At 59.0% G+C, this 17,418-nt stretch carries 17 protein-coding genes; 9 read left to right on the top strand and 8 right to left on the bottom strand.

Annotated elements, in window-relative coordinates; all coding sequences use genetic code 11:
• Window positions 1-96: 96 nt before the first annotated feature.
• Entirely contained in the window at window positions 97-900 is an 804-nt protein-coding gene (locus tag QR290_RS13140; protein WP_115077484.1) for an NADPH-dependent F420 reductase, read from the bottom strand.
• 131 nt (window positions 901-1,031) lie between these two features.
• On the opposite strand from QR290_RS13140, the gene QR290_RS13135 reads away from it, so the two are divergent.
• Window positions 1,032-1,916 carry a LysR family transcriptional regulator gene (locus QR290_RS13135; RefSeq protein WP_240321689.1) on the top strand — a complete coding sequence of 295 codons (885 nt, stop codon included), beginning with the start codon at window positions 1,032-1,034 and terminating at the stop codon, window positions 1,914-1,916.
• 231 nt (window positions 1,917-2,147) lie between these two features.
• Here the strand turns inward: QR290_RS13135 and solA are convergent, their stop codons facing one another.
• Window positions 2,148-3,311, bottom strand: a complete 1,164-nt coding sequence (solA, locus tag QR290_RS13130; protein ID WP_289205128.1) for an N-methyl-L-tryptophan oxidase — start codon at window positions 3,309-3,311, stop codon at window positions 2,148-2,150.
• A 193-nt stretch (window positions 3,312-3,504) separates the two neighbouring features.
• On the opposite strand from solA, the gene QR290_RS13125 reads away from it, so the two are divergent.
• Window positions 3,505-4,836: an amidohydrolase gene (locus QR290_RS13125; protein ID WP_289205127.1), complete on the top strand. Its 1,332-nt coding sequence runs from the start codon at window positions 3,505-3,507 to the stop codon at window positions 4,834-4,836.
• 36 nt (window positions 4,837-4,872) lie between these two features.
• Here QR290_RS13125 and QR290_RS13120 read toward each other — a convergent pair whose 3' ends face one another.
• The 4 genes from QR290_RS13120 to QR290_RS13105 form a co-directional block, all read right to left on the bottom strand.
• Complete coding sequence (locus QR290_RS13120) at window positions 4,873-5,106, bottom strand: DUF7683 domain-containing protein (RefSeq protein WP_289205126.1); 234 nt, start codon at window positions 5,104-5,106, stop codon at window positions 4,873-4,875.
• Between the two features lie 8 nt (window positions 5,107-5,114).
• A complete protein-coding gene (locus tag QR290_RS13115; protein WP_064384113.1) occupies window positions 5,115-5,369 on the bottom strand; it encodes a colicin E3-like toxin immunity protein in 255 nt (84 codons plus the stop codon).
• An 8-nt stretch (window positions 5,370-5,377) separates the two neighbouring features.
• The gene (locus tag QR290_RS13110) at window positions 5,378-6,604 is read right to left on the bottom strand and encodes an S-type pyocin domain-containing protein (protein WP_289205125.1); all 1,227 of its coding nucleotides are present in this window, start codon (window positions 6,602-6,604) and stop codon (window positions 5,378-5,380) included.
• A 91-nt stretch (window positions 6,605-6,695) separates the two neighbouring features.
• Window positions 6,696-7,619, bottom strand: a complete 924-nt coding sequence (locus tag QR290_RS13105) for a LysR family transcriptional regulator (protein ID WP_289205124.1) — start codon at window positions 7,617-7,619, stop codon at window positions 6,696-6,698.
• A gap of 105 nt (window positions 7,620-7,724) precedes the next feature.
• Here QR290_RS13105 and QR290_RS13100 point away from each other — a divergent pair, with 105 nt between their 5' ends.
• From QR290_RS13100 to QR290_RS13090, 3 genes are all read left to right on the top strand, one after another.
• Window positions 7,725-9,692 (top strand): alkyl/aryl-sulfatase, encoded by a 1,968-nt coding sequence (locus QR290_RS13100; RefSeq protein ID WP_289205123.1) that lies wholly within the window; start codon window positions 7,725-7,727, stop codon window positions 9,690-9,692.
• A gap of 147 nt (window positions 9,693-9,839) precedes the next feature.
• On the top strand, window positions 9,840-10,709 hold the full coding sequence (locus QR290_RS13095) for an AraC family transcriptional regulator (protein WP_289205122.1): 870 nt from the start codon (window positions 9,840-9,842) through the stop codon (window positions 10,707-10,709).
• Between the two features lie 151 nt (window positions 10,710-10,860).
• Window positions 10,861-11,910: an NAD(P)-dependent alcohol dehydrogenase gene (locus QR290_RS13090; protein WP_289205121.1), complete on the top strand. Its 1,050-nt coding sequence runs from the start codon at window positions 10,861-10,863 to the stop codon at window positions 11,908-11,910.
• A gap of 228 nt (window positions 11,911-12,138) precedes the next feature.
• On the opposite strand, the gene QR290_RS13085 is transcribed toward QR290_RS13090, so the two are convergent.
• Window positions 12,139-13,497 carry a DUF4041 domain-containing protein gene (locus tag QR290_RS13085; protein ID WP_289205120.1) on the bottom strand — a complete coding sequence of 453 codons (1,359 nt, stop codon included), beginning with the start codon at window positions 13,495-13,497 and terminating at the stop codon, window positions 12,139-12,141.
• Between the two features lie 268 nt (window positions 13,498-13,765).
• On the opposite strand from QR290_RS13085, the gene QR290_RS13080 reads away from it, so the two are divergent.
• From QR290_RS13080 to QR290_RS13065, 4 genes are all read left to right on the top strand, one after another.
• Window positions 13,766-14,152, top strand: coding sequence for a hypothetical protein (locus tag QR290_RS13080; RefSeq protein ID WP_115077475.1), 387 nt, complete (start codon window positions 13,766-13,768; stop codon window positions 14,150-14,152).
• 97 nt (window positions 14,153-14,249) lie between these two features.
• Window positions 14,250-14,765, top strand: coding sequence for a GNAT family N-acetyltransferase (locus QR290_RS13075; RefSeq protein ID WP_007958572.1), 516 nt, complete (start codon window positions 14,250-14,252; stop codon window positions 14,763-14,765).
• 37 nt (window positions 14,766-14,802) lie between these two features.
• A complete protein-coding gene (locus tag QR290_RS13070) occupies window positions 14,803-15,843 on the top strand; it encodes a GSCFA domain-containing protein (protein WP_289205119.1) in 1,041 nt (346 codons plus the stop codon).
• A complete protein-coding gene (locus QR290_RS13065; protein ID WP_289205118.1) occupies window positions 15,812-16,501 on the top strand; it encodes a hypothetical protein in 690 nt (229 codons plus the stop codon). Before QR290_RS13070 ends, QR290_RS13065 begins: the two co-directional genes overlap by 32 nt.
• Window positions 16,502-16,547: 46 nt before the next feature.
• On the opposite strand, the gene QR290_RS13060 is transcribed toward QR290_RS13065, so the two are convergent.
• Window positions 16,548-17,417, bottom strand: a complete 870-nt coding sequence (locus tag QR290_RS13060; RefSeq protein WP_289205117.1) for a TauD/TfdA dioxygenase family protein — start codon at window positions 17,415-17,417, stop codon at window positions 16,548-16,550.
• Window position 17,418: the final 1 nt, after the last annotated feature.

The following is a 17,418-nucleotide window of genomic DNA, read 5'->3' as shown; positions in this document are numbered from 1 at the left end:
TGTTGTCTATAGATACATCAGTTAATATCTAAGATAGGACCGGTGTGACTTTAAAAGAACCGGACGCCAGCTTTAAGGACGCCCGGTTTAGAACTATTACCCCTCGACGGTGTTCGCACTCGCCAGCTCTAGGAACAGAGCAATATGGATGGGCGGAAGACCTTCCAGCGTTCCTCCGATGGGAGACGGACTCTTGGTAGTGCTGATCAACTGACGAGCTTGTTCTGGCGAAAGCGGTTCGCCGCGCTGACGGTAGACTTCTTTGGCCCTCTCATCGGTCAAGCCTTCTGGAACCGCAGGCGCGTAGGGCCAGAAGTAAATCGGCGTGTTGGGTTCGATACGCCAACTGTCGGCGAGTGAACCCGCATCGACCACGTTGTATCCAACGGCCTCTATGAAACGCGTGATGATTTCCTTAGCAACGGCGTCGTTACCAGCGATGGGCAAGGTGGTACGTTCGGCATCACCCTTGGGACGAGCGTTGTACTGCATGTGGATCCAGCCAATGTTATGGATACCTTTAACCACCTTCGCGTCTTTGAGGTGTTGCTGGACCAGTTCGCTGGAAGTTAATTTGCCCTGATCGAGATCGGCCCGGCGAAAATCGCCCATGCCTGGGTAGTAATTGGTTTGATCGATAACCACCTTGCCCACGAACTTGTCGGCCGGCAGAGTTTTGAAGTTCGCAAGAGGAATGGCCAGCGAGACGATATCGCCCGAGGCGATGGCCTCTTCGACAGAGCCCGCACGAGCGAGAGGTCCAAGTTCCTTTACCAGCTTGGAAAGGGACTCAGGGCCGCGGGAATTGCTGATAACGACCTTGTAGCCTGCTGCGACCGCAAGATGGGCTACTGCTTTGCCCACCAAGCCCGAGCCAATGATTCCGATCGTCTGGGTCATCTTGAATATTCCTTCTATGGGGTTTCGGCGGGACCCGCCGAGAGACATTCAGCACCCTGTAGTGCCTGGAGCGGACTTTAGATTCGATCGGTCCATTGATAAATGGAGCCTGAAGTTACAGACTGTTGTCCATGAACACATCAATTGATTTGCCGGAAATGAAAGTCTTCGTCGCCGTTGTCACCGATGGCTCTTTCACTACGGCGGCGGACCGACTTGGCACGGATAAAGCCCGAGTGAGTCGGATCGTCCGGCGCATGGAAGAAAAGCTCGGTGCACAATTGCTCATCCGCTCCACTCGGCGTCTGAGCGTAACTGAAGTGGGACGCGATTATTTCGAGCGGGCCATGTGCATCTTGACCGCCGCCGAGGCGGCTGAAGCGGCTGTGGCGCAACAATCTAGGGAGCCAAAGGGCCTGCTCAAAATCACGGCCGGATCTGAGTTCGGAACGATGGTTGTGGATCGCTGGATCGCCACGTTTCTGCGCCATTTCCCGAAGGTGACGGTGGAGGCGGAATACACCAACCGTTTGGTCGACATAATTCATGAAGGCTTCGATGTCGCTATTCGCGTCGGCAAGCTTGAAGATTCAGGACTGTCGGCGCGCAAACTGGGCGAGGTGTTCTATGGGCTGTACGCAACCCCGGAATACTTGAAGCAGGGACCGAGGATTAAAGCTGTCAGCGACCTGAAGCATCATGATCTGATCATGAAAACTACGCGCGGCCGCTCGAACTGGAGCTTGGTAAACGGCACGAACTCGGAGAAAGTCACTGCTGTTCCCCGGTGCGCCGTCAATAGCACGATCGCCGCAAAAAACCTGGCGCTTGAGGGGCTGGGAATCGCACAACTTCCTCGCTTCATGGCTGAGCCACATGTCGCGGAAGGCAAGTTAGCTTGCGTGCTGTCCGGATGGGCGGAGATACCTGCGCCGGTCCACGCCGTATTCGCATCGAGCCGCTATATGGACCCCAAAGTACGCAGCTTTGTGGACCTGAGCTTAAGTGCGTTTTAGGGCAACGAGCGATAGTCCAGTGTGCGACTTAGCAACGTCAGTGCGACGCCGGCACTTTTTCCTCTAAACGCGTCATTTTGGAAATGAACTCCATTGGCATGAGCGATCGAATTCACCGTCTATCTCGGCACGTCTTAACAATAGGAGGCCAGTGATGCGGCTGCCATTTGGTCGGAAGGTGCCGCTCTCAAATGTCCGCTTTTGGCCGAAAGCAGTCACTCGCAAGCACCGTCACTCCCGCTCAAACCGCCCCACCGAAAACAACGAAAGATCCAGCTCACTCTCCCCCCGCAAACACCACTGCGCAAACGCCTCCCCCAACGCCGCCGAGTGTTTGAACCCATGCCCGGAGCACGCCGACACCACCAACGTATGTTGCAACCGTGGATGCTCATCAATGATGAAATGCCGATCCGGCGTGACGGTGTAGGCGCAAACCGCTGACTTCACCACCCGATCCGTCAGCCCGGCAATGCGCCCCTGCACCTGCTGTTCGTACATCTCGCGTTCTTCCTCGGCCGAGACTGTGCGATCCAAAGTCCCGGGCGTGGACGTGCTGTGATACTGCGCCGTCGCCACCTTCAAACTGCCCTCCCCCGGCAACGCGGGAAAGCCATAGAAATCGCCGTCCGGTCCGTGAGTGAAGATGAACGTGGGCGAGTGCCCGACCAGTCCCGCGTCAGGCTCGGTTTCGAACCAGAACAGTTTTTGCCGATAGACGCTGAGCAGTCTGTCGAACGGCGCGCCCAGCAAGCCGCCCGCCCAGTTGCCGGCGGTGACCACCAGTTTGTTCGCCCGCACGGTGCGCTGGTCGGTGGTGACGGTGACGCCCTGTTCGTCCGAGCCGATGTGGGTCACGGTCTCGCCCTTATAGAGTGTGGCGCCGTGTTGTTCGGCCAACCTCAGTTGTACGTCGATGCAGCGTTCGGGCCGTACAAAACCACCTTCGGGCTCGAAGTAGCCAATGGCGTCGTCTCGCACCAGGGCAAACTGCGGAAAGCGCTGGCGGATCTGGGCGGCGTCGAGGACTTCGTGTTCGATGCCATAGGTCTGTGCCAGGGCGATGGTGCGCAGGGTGAAGTCGGTTTCGTCGGCGGGATCAAAGTGGGGGCTGGAGGTCAGCACCAGCAGGCCGGTCTGTTCGAACAGGGACTCGCCCGACAGCGCTTCCAGTTCCCGCCAGATGCGGTGGGAGTTGCGCACGATGGGCACGTATTGCGCGCCCTCGCCCACGGACAGCCGGGTGATGCGGGTGTCGCCATGGCTGGAGCCGAACGCGTGCGGCGGATGGTGACGGTCGATGCCGACCACGTTGACCCCGGCTTTTGCCAGTTGATACACCGTGGCCGCGCCCATGGCGCCGAGGCCGATGACCATTGCTTCGCATCGTTCCATGATTGATTTCCGCTCAGGCAAAAGAGCCACAGTGAAGCGGATCAGGCGGTGGAAAACAATCCGCTGAAAGCCGTGCTCGGGCAAAAACACGAAAAACCAAAAGCCGTGCGATTACCGGCCAGACTCGTTTGTCCCGCCTTGCATCGCGGCATACCCTCTGACGCCAATAAAAACCATAAGAGAGAGTCCCGCCTTGATCCGTTTCTGCAAAACCTCGCTGTGCCTCGCCGTTCTGTCTTCGTTCGTTGCCACTGCCAGCCATGCCGCCGATGCGTCCTGGGTGGATAGCGCCGTGAGCGCGGTCAATCAGGAAGTCGTCGATCTGCGCCACACGATTCATCAGCATCCAGAGCTGGGCAATCTTGAATTCAAGACCGCCGCGCTGGTGGCCGAGCGCTTGAAGGCGTCGAACATTGAAGTGCGCACCGGGGTCGGCAAGACGGGTGTTGTGGGGGTGCTGAAAGGCGGATTGCCGGGGCCGGTCGTAGCGTTGCGCGCCGACATGGACGCACTGCCGGTCAAGGAGATGACGAACCTGCCGTTCGCCAGTCAGGCCACCAGCACGCGGCTGGGCAAGAGCGTGCCGGTGATGCACGCCTGCGGGCACGACACTCACACCGCCATGTTGCTGGGCGCCGCGAAAGTGCTGGCCGAGCATCGGGATCAGGTGCGCGGGACGGTGGTGTTTTTGTTTCAGCCTGCCGAGGAAGGCGCGGCCGATGTCGATGAATTCCAGACCGATACTCTGATCGGCGCACAGGCGATGATCCGCGATGGCGCGCTCGATTCACCTAAGGTCGAGGCGGTGTTCGGGGTGCATGTGATGGCGGGTTATCCGACCGGGCATCTGTTCTACAAATCCGGGACCGTGCTCAACAGCAGCGACTCGTTTCGCATCACGGTCAAGGGCCAGCAGACTCATGGCTCGGCGCCCTGGAGCGGTGTCGATCCGATTGTCGCCAGTCAAGGCATCATCAGTGGATTGCAGACGCTGGTCAGTCGGCGCGTCGATCTCACGCAGGGCATGGGCGTGATCAGCGTCGGCACGATCAACGGCGGCTCGGCGGCCAACATCATTCCCGAGACCGTGGAAATGACCGGAACCATCCGCACCAACAACGCCGACATCCGCGACACGATCCTGAAAAAAATGCCGCCGCTGGTGAACAGCATCGCCAGCGCCTACGAGACCCAGGCCAACCTGCTGCTGGTGAACAATGCGCCCGTGACCACCAACGATCCGGCCCTGACCGAAGCCATGATCCCGGCCCTCGAACTGGCAGCACCGGGCAAGGTCGAGCGCCTGCCCGCCTCCCTGTCGCCGAGCGAAGACTTCTCCTACTACGCGCGCAAAGTGCCGGGGTTGTTCGTGTTTCTCGGCGCCACGCCGGAAGGCCAGGACATGAGCAAGGCGCCGAACAACCACAGCCCCAACTTCACCGCCGATGACGCGACCCTGGCCACCGGGGTGAAGGCGCATGTGCAGTTTGTGCTCAATTATCCGGGGCGGGGTCAGCGGGGCTGATTCGTTCCAGTTAAGGATCGATTGGCAAAGGCCCGTTTAATTAACGTTGCAGCTCAGTTGGAAGAGATAAGCCGGATCGAAGACCGTCCTTCCCAATAGCTTCTCCAAGGCGGCGATCTGATCACTCGTCAGATCGTAGCCTTCCCAACCTTGCTGTTCTGTTGTCCATCCCATAACGGCGGCTATCTGGTCGTCGCATCCTCCGGGAAGCTGCGCCTCGAACGCTAGGAGCTCCGTTTTTTGATCGAAGGCTTCGATTCTGTAGATCATAAGGTCAGTTACCAGACGTCGCTGTAGTCAAACGAGATTTGATAGTTGTAAGCCGTAAGGAAAATATTGTGTTGAAAGTAAGGTTGGATAATAGGCGTCCAATTTTCGACTACATTGAAGCCGCCATTATTTATGTTGTTTTCCACTGGGATGCCCAAGGCATTCAAAACGGTTTCATCGTCGCCTAAATCCTTGGAGTACTCTTCGCCCTCGCATAGTTGAGTGTGCTTGTCGTACCACTCCAGTCTCAGCTTTAGTCCCATCATCAACCTCACAAGTATTTTTTTCTGATGCTTCTTTCATCTTTCGGATCCCCGCGTCGTTCTCCTGTAAAAGGGTCAAACGCTCCTAGGTGAGTTCCGTCACTTGCACGATAAACTTCCAACTCTCCGTGCCTTGAGTCCCACTCATAAATTCTCCTGCCTTTTGCATCCTTCCACCGTTCCCGAAGTCCGCCGCCTCCCTGTATAGGGTTCATTTTCTGTGCTTTTTTCAAACCGGGAAAAGCGGTAATTTCTTCTGTTTCTGGAGGTTTATGATAGTTGTGCCCCTCTGACGGTAAGCCTTTACGTGAGGTGTTGACCACGATGTAAAGCGGCCGAACCCCGGAATCCGCCGGAAACACCAATATGAAATCCCGATACTCCGGTGGATAAACCGGATTCACCAGAATCCCGTCCGCCGCTTTCGTCGGCGGATACACCCAGATATGCGGCGGTTGCGGAGCAGCCTCCAGCGCCGGAATACCGAGGATATCGGAACCGTCCACGGCAGGCGTCCAGACCAGCTCAACACCTTCGCCAAGGTCTGCAACAAACCGGCTACCGCGTGCAGCAAACTGCACAACATCAACCATCTCCCAATCGCGATTCTTGCCGGTATAGAAGCCATAACCCTTCAGGCTGCCATCGGCCTGCTGTTCAACGCGCAAGCGCACGCGGGTTCGGGCCTGTTTTAGGGCGAGCAACTGGTCTTCGGTGTAGAGCGCGCTATCGCCCAGGTTCGAGGGCATGAACATCGCCACCAGCCCGAGCAACGGACTGATGACAGCTGCTGAGGCCAGCGCAGGCAATGCCTTGAACGCCTCACCGGTAAGGGCAAAAGTGCCCAGCCCCGCGGGAATTGCCGTGCCGCTGATTTTCTTGAGTGCAACGCCACCGCTGTCATCAGCCTCACGCCCACCGAGCAAAATCAGCTCGCCGTAATCCTTCAGGCTGTCAGTCGGCACCATCCCCGAAGGATTCGAGTAATCGATGATCGCGTCCGGCAGCTTGCACGACTTGGCGAACACACAGCCCGCGCGCGCCGGTTCAGGCTTGTTCGCCGCCACCTCACGGCTGCGCTCGAAAGCATCCTGTCTCGCCAGCATGGCGTCGTACTTGTCTTGTCGGTCTTGCTGATCGGCCAGTTCAGTGGCCGTCATGTAGCGGTAAGTGACGTGATGCCCGTCGCCTGCCGGTGGGTTGGGAACCCGGGGAATGTCCTTTTGACCAGCCACTGATTGTCCTTTCGTTCATGCATCGACAGCCCCTCAAAAGGGGCTGCACGACGTTAACGAAGCAGGAAAATCGTGGCTGTAGGACGCGTCTCTAAAGACGTGGGGATTGTTCGACGTGAACGGATTGCATCTCGGCAACAATCGCCTCAATCACACACAAAGCCGTTGGCGACAAGCTTCTGCCCTGCAAACTCACCACACCAATTTCGGAATGAAATCCCGGCCTGTCGACAACATGAAGCTCAATCAAACGCCCCACTCGAATGTCTTCGGCCACAGCGCCATGGATGACGCCGAGGATGGTATCGGTTGAACCAGCGACGGTCTTGAGCAACGCCACGTCATCGCATTCCAGCACGATGGGCAGCGTCTGGCGGGTGGAGATGCCGAGGGTTCGGGCGGTCTCAAGTTTCACCACTTCCGGCAGGCGCGTCGTGGCGATGCCATAGCTTTCCAGCTCGCCCATCTGCACTTTGCGCCCGGCCAGCGGGTGCTCCGGTCGTACGAAGAAGCCTGCCGAAACCTGGCCCAGCGAACGGATCAGCAGGTCGGATTCCGCGGTGAAGTTACGGATGTCGGCCACAAAGAATTCGATCGCTTCAGCGCGCAATCGCGCCTCCAGAATCTGCCAGTTGTTCACTTCCACCCGCAGCGTGACTGCCGGGTGATCCAGGCGCAGTCGCGGCACCACTTGATGCATCAACATCGCGGCCGGGAACGGCCCGACGCCGAAGGCGAGGCTGCCCAGTTGGCGATCGCTGTAGAGCGCCATGTCCCGCTCCAGCGATCGGGCATCGAACAGCAGTCGCCGCGCCCGCTCGATCAGGAACTCCCCCGCCGGCGTCGGGCGTACGTCGCCGGTGTCGCGATCAAACAGGCGCTGCCCCGTTTCGCTCTCCAGCGCCTGAATGCTGCGGCTCAGGGCCGGCTGGCTGAGGTGCACGCGCTCGGCAGCCCGGCCGAAATGGCGTTCATCGGCCAGCGCGAGAAGGTGTGACAGTCGTTTGAGGTCCATTCGCACGATGCTAGCGACGCATTATCCGGATGTAAACAATGCATTGGATACATCGCCGCCCTGCCCCTAGGCTGGAGCGCATTCGACCCTCGGAGAACAACAAGAATGAAACCGACCCTCTACACGATCATCGCCCTGACGCTGGTGTCCCTCGGCGGCTGCGACAACAAGCCCGGCGTCGCTACGGGAGATGCCACGCCCGCCACGGCAGCGGTGATCCAGGCGTCGATCAAGGGCCTGGACCTCAGCGACAACCGCGACATGGAAGATGCCCAGCGTGGTTTCATCGCCCGGCCCACCGGCAAGATCCTCGGCGCCGACGGCAATGTCCTGATCGATTTCGACGCGTACCGCTTCGTCGAAGGCCAGGCGCCGGCCACCGTCAACCCGAGCCTGTGGCGGCACGCGATGCTCAACGCGCAGATCGGTCTGTTCAAGGTCCGCGAGGGGATTTATCAGTTGCGCGGTTTCGACATCGCCAACATGACGCTGATCGACGGGCAGACCGGCTGGATCGTGGTCGACCCGCTGACCTCCCGGGAATCCGCCGCCGCAGCGCTGGCATTCGCCCGCGAGCATCTGGGCAACAAGCCCGTCTCCGCGATCATTTTCACCCACGACCATGCCGACCATTTCGGCGGTGTGCTGGGCATTACCTCGAGCAGCGAAGTGGCCCAGCGCAACATTCCCATCGTCGCGCCCGCGGGGTTCATGGAGGAAGCGACCAGCGAAAACATTCTCGCAGGCCCGGCGATGGCGCGGCGGTCGATGTATCAGTTCGGCAAGAATCTGACGCCGGGCGTGACCGGCATCGTCGACACGGGGCTAGGCAAAAACGTCGCCTACGGCAGCATGGGCATCCTGCCGCCGACGCAGATCATCGATCAGCCGATCCAGCCGCTGGTGCTCGACGGCGTCAGCTTCGTGTTCCACAACATGCCCGGCGCGGAAGCCCCGGCCGAGCTGACCTTTTCGATCCCCGCGCTCAAGGCGTACGGCGGCGCGGAGCTGCTGGCGCAGACCATGCACAACCTGCTGCCGATTCGTGGCGCCAAGGTGCGCGATGCGCTGCGCTGGTCTGAATACACGCAAATCGCCCTGGATGAGTTGGGCGACACCGAGGTCTATTTCGGTCAGCACAACTGGCCGATCTGGGGCAACGAGCGAATCCGCGAATTCATCACCAAACACCGCGACGTCTACAAATACCTGCACGACCAGACCGTGCGCCTGATGAACGCCGGTTACACCCCCAACGAGATCGCCGACAAGATCCAGCTGCCGGATTCGCTGGCGTCGTACTTCGGCACTCGCGGCTATTACGGCGACCTGCGCCACAACGTCAAGGCGATCTACCAGATGTACCTCGGCGCCTACGACGGCAACCCCGCACACTTGAATCCTCTGGTGCCCAAAGAATCGGCAAAGCGCTACGTCGAATTGATGGGAGGCAATGCCAAAGTGGTCGAAGCCGCCCGCGCGGCCTATGACAAGGGCGAATACCGCTGGGTCGCCGAGCTGCTGGATCAGGCCGTGCTCGCCAAACCCGACGACACCGCCGCCAAGGAACTGCTGGCCCGCGCGTATGAACAAATGGGCTATCAGGCGGAATCGGCGACCTGGCGCAACAGCTACCTGACGGCGGCCATGGAGCTGCGCAACGGCCCGCCGGCCAAGGGCGTCAAACGCTCCGACCTGATCGAATTGATGAAGCAGACGCCCACCGAACGCTTCCTCGAAGCCATGGCCGCGAGCCTCGACGGGCCGGCGGCGGATGGCAAGAACTGGACGTTCAATCTGGTGCTGACCGATACGAATGAATCGTTCGTGCTGTGGATCGAGAACGCCGTGCTGCACTATCGAAAAGGCCCGACGGCGGCGAATGCCAACGCAACGCTGACAGTCACCAAAGATTTGTTCGTTCAACTGCTGGGGGGCACCGCCGGGCTGAAGGAAACGCTCACTTCCGATGATCTGAAGGTGGATGGCAGCAAGGTCGACCTCGTAAGGTTTCTGGGGCTGCTGGAGAAGGCGCCGGGGAATTTCGCAATTGTTGCCCAGGCGCGCGACTGATTCACAACGCACCGTGCGAGTGTAAAGATTCGGAAAGTCGGTGCAGGGTGTCAGCACCGACTTTCTGCCTTGAGCAAATACGGCTAGGCGCATCCAGCCCGCTATCGTCGATTCTAGGGCCGACCGAATTTCCAGGACTTCCACACCGTGCCCGACACTCCGACTCAAATTGCCTACGCGAGACGCTTCACGGCGGTACTTGCCTACATCGACGCCAACCTTGAAGGCGACCTGTCGGTGAAGGCGTTAAGTCAGGTTGCGAACTTTTCCGAGTTCCACTTTCACAGGCAATTTACGGTATTCGTCGGCGTGCCCGTTTCTCGTTATGTGCAGTTGATGCGCCTGCGTCGTGCGGCACACCGCTTGATTGCCCTGCCTGACCTCTCGGTGATGGACGCCGCGCTGGATACGGGCTTCGATAGTCCCGAGGCGTTTTCGAGGGCATTCAAGCGAGCCCTCGGCCTCTCGCCCGGGGCCTTTCGCAAGGCACCGGACTGGAAGGTCTGGCATTCGGTCTTTGCCATTCCTCATTTCTCAAGGAGCATTGCCATGCAGGTACGAACTGTCGACTTCCCCGAAGTTCGCGTCGCCGCGCTGGAACACCGCGGCCCCCCGGGGCTTCTCAATCAAAGCGTGCAAACGTTCATCCAGTGGCGCCAGCAAAGTGGCCAGTCACCGGTGGCATCGAGCCGCACGTTCGGGATTCCCTATGGCAATCCCGACACGACACCACCGCAAGACTTTCATTTCGCGATTTGCGGCGAGATTCACGACACCGTGGCGCCCAATGCATTCAATGTCGGCGAACTGATCATTCCCGCCGGTCGCTGCGCCGTCGTCCGTCATGTGGGCTCCACCGATCACATCGGCGAGACCATCTACCCGATCTACCGCGACTGGTTACCGGCCAGCGGCGAAGAACTGCGTGATCACCCGCTGTTTTTCGAATACTTGAGCATCAGTCCCGAGACCCCGAAAGATCAGTGGCAAACGGATATCTACGTGCCGCTGCGCTAGCCTGCTCAGGCCCGACCTGCTCGTGCAGCAGGTCGGGCCAATGCGCACGACTGCGAGCAGAATCAGGCAAGCAATCCGGAGAAATGCGCTAACAGAACGGGGGCACGGAACCTGAAGATGACTGTCCGACTGATCCTTCGAGGACGTTCCCATGCTTGTACACGCCTACGGCGCCCATGCCGGCGACCAACCCCTTGAGCCCATGCAGATCAACCGCCGCGCGCCGGCGGCCCATGATGTGCAGATCGATATCGCCTTCTGCGGCATCTGCCACTCCGACCTGCACCAGGTACGCGCCGAATGGGCCGGGACCCAATTCCCGTGCGTGCCAGGGCACGAGATTGTCGGCCGCGTTTCGGCAGTCGGCGCGCACGTTTCCGACTACAAAGTCGGTGATCTGGTGGGTGTCGGCTGCATCGTCGACAGCTGCAAACACTGTGACGATTGTGAAACCGGTCTGGAAAACTACTGTGACGGCATGATCGGCACCTACAACTTCCCGACCCCGGACGCACCGGGCTGGACCCTTGGCGGTTACTCGCAAAACATCGTGGTGCATGAGCGCTACGTGCTGCGCATCCGTCATCCGGAAACTCAACTGGCCGCCGTCGCACCGCTGCTGTGTGCGGGCATCACCACGTACTCGCCGCTGCGTCAGTGGAATGCCGGGCCGGGCAAAAAAGTCGGTGTGGTCGGTATCGGTGGCCTGGGCCACATGGGCATCAAACTGGCCCATGCGATGGGCGCGCATGTCGTGGCGTTCACCACCTCCGAGTCCAAGCGTGAAGCCGCCAAGGCACTGGGCGCCGATGAGGTCGTAGTCTCGCGCAACGCCGAGGAAATGGCCGCGCACACCAAGAGCTTCGACTTGATCCTCAACACCGTCGCCGCGCCTCACGATCTCGATGCGTTTCTGGTGCTGCTCAAGCGCGACGGCGCCCTGACGCTGGTCGGTGCCCCCGCTTCGCCTCATCCGTCACCGAACGTGTTCAACCTGATCATGAAACGCCGGACCATCGCCGGTTCGATGATCGGTGGCATCCCGGAGACTCAGGAGATGCTGGATTTCTGTGCCGAGCACGGCATCGTTTCCGACATCGAGCTGATTCGCGCCGACCAGATCAACGCGTCCTACGAGCGGATGCTGCAGGGCGATGTGAAGTATCGGTTTGTGATCGATAACGCGACGCTGGCTGATTGAATACAGCTGAAAGATCACTGGTTACTCGAGAGCAATGCCGCAGGATGGGCAGCCCCTCCCTGCGTCAGGAGCCCTGAAGTAACCAGCAATCGAATCAAACTCGACGGCCAGACATAATCTCGCCGCACATCAGATGCAGCGTCGGTGAAGACATCGGGTGTTGTTCCTCTTATCCGAATTTGAGTGCATGCGGCAAACTGTTACCCGAAAGTGCATCGAATTAGAACCTCAGCTCTGTGCTGCAAGCTGTTCCGACTGCTGGATTGCTGCCTTTGGCAACGCCATACGCAAGCTTTCGCGATACTGTTCGGCCGGTGCTTCATGGGTGACTTCGACGGCAGCGTCAAAGTTTCCTCGAATGACCGACTCAATCTCAGAGATGTCCGCACGGAAAAACTCTTTCCGCCCATTGACCTTGTTCAGACGACCTGCGGCAAAGCGTTCGTGCAGCTTCGCCTCCAATGCAGGGGCGTTATCCGAAAAGACCATCGCATGCACGTCAAACCAGAACGGCACAGATGCGTCACCTAGTTCATCAACGCGGTCCATGGGTTCAAGGCGACGGGTCATGCCGATCTTGTAAACCCCTTCGCCGAATGCCCCAACGTTAGAGATCACATACACGTAGCCTGCCTTGGCATTTTTTTCGCGATAGTCAATCAGGTTCTCTTCGCTCTCCAGTTCAGCTCGACTCGCTTCAATTTCAGCCAGCTTTTTCAGAAGGACGTTCTGTTCTTCTTCGGAATCTGCTTTCTCCAAGCGAGCCTGAAGGTCCCGCAACGCTGTGGTGAAGTGCTTGCGCTCCTTGGCGATCTTCTCCCGAGCAGCGCGAATCTCTTGCTCAAGCTTCTGTTGTTCTCGCAGCTCCTCACGGATGCGCTTGGCTTCCTCCTTTTCCTCTTGCTTCTTGATCTGAAACTCGTAGGCAAGATGCAGCTCATCAAGTTTGAGATTCAGGTACCTGCGTGATATCTCCACGTCCATAATCTTGCCGAGACGGTTGCAGGTTTCGAATGACTTGAGAATTCGCTTCTCGCCAAGTTCAACGTTGTCGAACTTTACGTTGTCCACGCAGTAATCCGATTCATTGTTGAACGAGCGAATAACCAGTTTGATCATGTCGTTTACAAGCTTGCGTCCTTGCGCCTTACTGTCGTTGACAGACCAATCCATGTTCCCGGTGGCCGCCTCGTTACCTTTGATCATCGTCTTTTGACGGGCTCGAACATTGTCCAGCCGGGATTTGTATTCCTGGCTGCTCATTAGCTTGAACTTTGGCTCATAGAGCGCAAAGCTTTCGAGAAGTAACGTTTCCTCCCAAACAAGAATCTGTCCCTGTAAATCGGAGGAACGTTGCGCAATCACGGCAACCTCCCGTTCAGCGCGCTGAGCTTCCTCCCGAACGGCAGCAAGCTTGACTTTCTCTTGTTCAACTAGCCTTTGGACTTCCAAAACGTCCATGGCGCCAACCTTTTCAGCGAGCGTTTGCAGCTCTGCATAACGCATCTGAAGATCCGTAAGGCGGGCATTCAGATCATCCGCTCGTTGCCTGTGCGCCGGGCCTTTCCAATAATCACTAAAAGACATCGGGTCCTTCCTCGTTGTGAATCGAATGGTTGTTCCATCCAAAATCGGCAGCATGCACTTATAGCTCAATCCAATCACGATGCCTGCCAATCGCCTGCGGTTAAGCCGTCAGCCCAATAAATGTCAGTGAATGGCCTGCATTGACGGACTGACTCTGGCAGGTATCGCTTTTCAGGATCACTCCATTTGAAGTAGCCTCCTGATATCAAAAGGATATCAATTTTCTTAAAGCGTCTCTCAGATTCGATTTTTTGCGGAAAGGACTTTCATGAACAAAGCAGTTTACGTAAAAGCCCACTTTTGCCCGATCGGCGAAAACGTAGAAGTCAAAGTACCCACTGGCCGGATGAAAAAAGGGCTTTTTGGCGAAAAAGAGGAGATGGAGAAGGTCATCGAATGGAAGCAGACTGGCTGGTCTGACTCCCAGATCGATGGCCAACGCTTGAACGAGGACATCAATGACGCGGTGAAGCGCCTCAACGAAGAAGGATACGAAGTTCAATCCATCCTCCCGATCCTTTCCGGTGCGTACAGCTACGATTACAAATACAAAGAAATGCCCCAAGGCGGCTGGGGATACGGCTATGGATACGGTTACAGCTATACCGAAGGCGTCACGATCATCGCTAAAAAAATGAACATTCAGGTTCAGTAAAACCATTGAAGATGCCGAGCAGTGCCGCTCATTGATCTTTCCCCCCACACCAAGTAAAAAACCCTCTCCTTTTTTCCATTCTTGCAAGGAGCAGCGGATGCTCGAGCTCACCACGCAACGCCTGGACCTGCGCACGATGGTCGAATCCGACTGGCCGCTGTTCCTCAGGCTGCACTCCGAGCCGCAAACCATGCAGTACGTGTTCGGTGAAATCGCCGAGGACCAGGTGCGCAAAGGTTTCGAGCATCGTCTTCCGGCCTGGGGGCCGCAGTCGGATCACTGGTTGTGTCTGGTGGTGACCGACAGGGCCAGCGGGCAGGAACTGGGCGTGACCGGATTTCGCATCCTGTCGCCGGGGCATGCCGAGGTGGGTTGCCTGCTGTTGCCGGAACACCAAGGCAAAGGCTTTGGCACCGAGTCGCGGCAGGCGATCATCGACTATGCCGCCGCCATCGGGCTGGACTCGTTGGAGTCGACCGTGACCGACGGTAATATCGCGTCCTGCAAGGTGCTGGAGAAATGCGGTTTTGTATTCGAGCGCCGCGTGCCGCAGGCCTATCAGATTGGAGATCGATGGTTTGACGACCTGATCTACCGCTATCAAATCAGCTGACCCCGTTTTATCAGCGACCGCCAAGGAGGCCCTCGTCGTGAATCCTTATCAATGCCTGCCACCCCGCGCTTTCTGGCGCACCGCCGTGGCTGACAAGCCCGCGCTGCACATCGATCAACTGTGGACGCCGCAGTTCGAAATCGGCAACAAGGACGCCATCGTCACCGCCGGCTCGTGTTTCGCCCAGCACATCGGTCGTGCGCTGGTGGAGCGCGGCATGAACTGGCTGGATGCGGAACCGGCCCCGACCGAATTGCCCGAAGCCGACTGGAAGGCCCACAACTATGGGATGTTCTCGTTTCGCACCGGCAACCTGTACACCCCGGCGATGCTGTGCCAATGGCTCGAATGGGCGCTGGGCGTGAGTCTGCCACCCGACGATACCTGGGCCCATGACGGGCGTTTCTTCGACCCGTTCCGCCCCGCCGTGGAGCCCGACGGTTTTGCCAGCGAGGACGCGCTGTTCGCATCGCGCGAAGCCACCCTCGACGCCATCCGCACCGCCCTGCGTCGGGCCAAAGTGTTCGTGTTTACCCTCGGCCTGACCGAAGCCTGGCAGAACCGCCAGACGGGTCTGGTGTATCCCGTGTGTCCCGGCACCGTACGCGGCACCTTCGATCCGCAGCTGCACCGCTTCTGCAATTTCGGCTTCATGGACACCTATGGCGACATGGTCCGGGCGCTGGAGCTGATGCGTTCGATCAACCCGCAATTGCGCGTTCTGCTCACCGTGTCACCGGTGCCCCTGACGGCGACGGCCACGGGCGAGCATGTACTGAGCGCCACCACCTATTCCAAATCGGTCCTGCGCGCCGTTGCCGGGCAGCTGTGTGAAGACCTGCACGACGTCGACTATTTCCCCTCCTACGAAATCATCACCGGCACACCGTTCAAGGGCGCGTTCTACCAACCCAACCAGCGCGAAGTCACACCCGAAGGCGTGGCGTTCGTCATGCAGCAGTTTTTCGCCGGGCTCGATGCCGTTCAACCGGTGCAGACGCCGGTCAGCGTGCCCTCCACCTGCGTGTCCAGCGAGGAGCTTGTCTGTGAAGACGCCGTGCTCGATTACTACGCCTAGGTTTCTGCTTCTGGGCGACTCCCATGCCGGGGTCATCGGCAAGGCGGCGCAGGCCCGTGAGTTGCCGTTCAGCGGCGGTCCGCTGGGCACCGGCCGGGATTTCGCGGTGGACTTTTTCAGCCTGACCCGCCATGACGTGGTGTTTCGGGAGGCCGAGATGCAGCGCCTGTATCGCCAGGCCCTTGAGCCGTTCGAAGTGCCGCAACTGGCGAAAGTCGGGGTGCCGCTGGTGAGTACCATTGGCCTGAGCCTGCACTACCTCGCCACCGCGCCGAACTGGACGTGCTACCAGACACCGAACGGCGAATTCGACGAAGGTTTTCTGGCAGGTCCCCTGTTCGAATCCATCGTCGATACCCTGTCCCGACCTGCGCTGGCGTTCTATGAACAGGCCCGGGCGATGAACCTCAAGGTGTTCGCCGTATTGCCGCCGCAGCGGGTGCCGGAGTTGTCCGATTCCCGAGTATTCATGGCGGCGCAGACGCTGCTGATCGAGCGCCTGCAAGGGCTCGGCGTCCAGCTGATTGATGTGCGCGCAGCGGCGACTGATGAACAGGGTTTTCAGCTTCCGGCGTATTGCGAAAAGGATGACCCGCTGCACGGGAATCTGGCGTTCGGCGAGCTGATCGTCGAGCAACTGCTCAAACAAGGTCTGTGAATGACCGGTGGAAGTGGCCCCGCCTCTCCCACCGGTTTATTCAGGCTCAAGCCTTCGGCTGCGTCCCCAGAATCGTCACCCGCTCGCCATACCGCGAGTGTGGAAAATAATCCCAGACCGCATGGTGCTGGGTGCAGCGGTTGTCCCAGAAAACCAGCGTATTCGGCGCCCAGCGCACGCGGCAGCTGAGGACCGGTTCGCGGGCGACCAGATCGAACAGCATGTTCAACAGCACCTGACTTTCACCGCCGGACAACTGGACGATGTGCGACGTGAACCCGGAATTGACGAACAGCGTTTTGCGCCCGGTGTCCGGGTGGCGAACCACCACCGGGTGTTCGGTTTTCGGCAGGTTGGCCGGCGCCTCATAACCCTTCCACGGAATCGCGCCGTCGTGGATCGCGGTCAGTTCGCCGAGAAACTGCTGCATCGTCGGCGACAGCATTTCCAGCGCCAGGTGCATGTTGGCGAACAGCGTATCGCCGCCCGTGCCGATGGCCGGGGTTTCCTTGACGTACAGCATCGAACCCATGGACGGCGCCAGATCGGCGGTGCCGTCGGTGTGCCAGGTTTCGCCGGCCACGTAGCGCGATTGCGCATTGGCGCGGATCACCACCAGTTCCGGGTCATCGCCGTCGATGTCTTCCACCGGCAGCGCCCGCAGCTCACCGAACAGCCGGCCAAATGCTTTGTGCTCGTCCACCGTCAGATGCTGATCGCGGAACACCACCACGTGGTTTTCCAGAAAGGCGCGGCGGATTTCCGCGAGCTGCTTGTCGCTCAGCGGTTGCGACAGGTCGACGCCGCCGATCTCGGCGCCGATGATCGGCGTGATTCGCTCGACCGTGATGTGCTGATACGGCGCGCGCCGTTCTGCGGCGATGCGCTCGATTGCCTTGAGTGCCAACTGATCCATG

It is taken from the genome of Pseudomonas fluorescens (assembly GCF_030344995.1).
Taxonomy (GTDB): domain Bacteria; phylum Pseudomonadota; class Gammaproteobacteria; order Pseudomonadales; family Pseudomonadaceae; genus Aquipseudomonas; species Aquipseudomonas fluorescens_BF.
Note: the sequence above shows the minus strand (reverse complement) of the source record. Positions and strands in the feature narration are given on the sequence as shown.

Coding starts and splice junctions, on each gene's coding strand:
- QR290_RS13090 (WP_289205121.1), top strand. CDS start 10,861: ATGCTTGTACACGCCTACGGCGCCCATGCCGGCGACCAACCCCTTGAG.
- QR290_RS13100 (WP_289205123.1), top strand. CDS start 7,725: ATGAAACCGACCCTCTACACGATCATCGCCCTGACGCTGGTGTCCCTC.
- QR290_RS13115 (WP_064384113.1), bottom strand. CDS start 5,369: ATGGGACTAAAGCTGAGACTGGAGTGGTACGACAAGCACACTCAACTA.
- solA (WP_289205128.1), bottom strand. CDS start 3,311: ATGGAACGATGCGAAGCAATGGTCATCGGCCTCGGCGCCATGGGCGCG.
- QR290_RS13120 (WP_289205126.1), bottom strand. CDS start 5,106: ATGATCTACAGAATCGAAGCCTTCGATCAAAAAACGGAGCTCCTAGCG.
- QR290_RS13140 (WP_115077484.1), bottom strand. CDS start 900: ATGACCCAGACGATCGGAATCATTGGCTCGGGCTTGGTGGGCAAAGCA.
- QR290_RS13075 (WP_007958572.1), top strand. CDS start 14,250: ATGCTCGAGCTCACCACGCAACGCCTGGACCTGCGCACGATGGTCGAA.
- QR290_RS13080 (WP_115077475.1), top strand. CDS start 13,766: ATGAACAAAGCAGTTTACGTAAAAGCCCACTTTTGCCCGATCGGCGAA.
- QR290_RS13105 (WP_289205124.1), bottom strand. CDS start 7,619: ATGGACCTCAAACGACTGTCACACCTTCTCGCGCTGGCCGATGAACGC.
- QR290_RS13060 (WP_289205117.1), bottom strand. CDS start 17,417: ATGGATCAGTTGGCACTCAAGGCAATCGAGCGCATCGCCGCAGAACGG.
- QR290_RS13135 (WP_240321689.1), top strand. CDS start 1,032: ATGAACACATCAATTGATTTGCCGGAAATGAAAGTCTTCGTCGCCGTT.
- QR290_RS13085 (WP_289205120.1), bottom strand. CDS start 13,497: ATGTCTTTTAGTGATTATTGGAAAGGCCCGGCGCACAGGCAACGAGCG.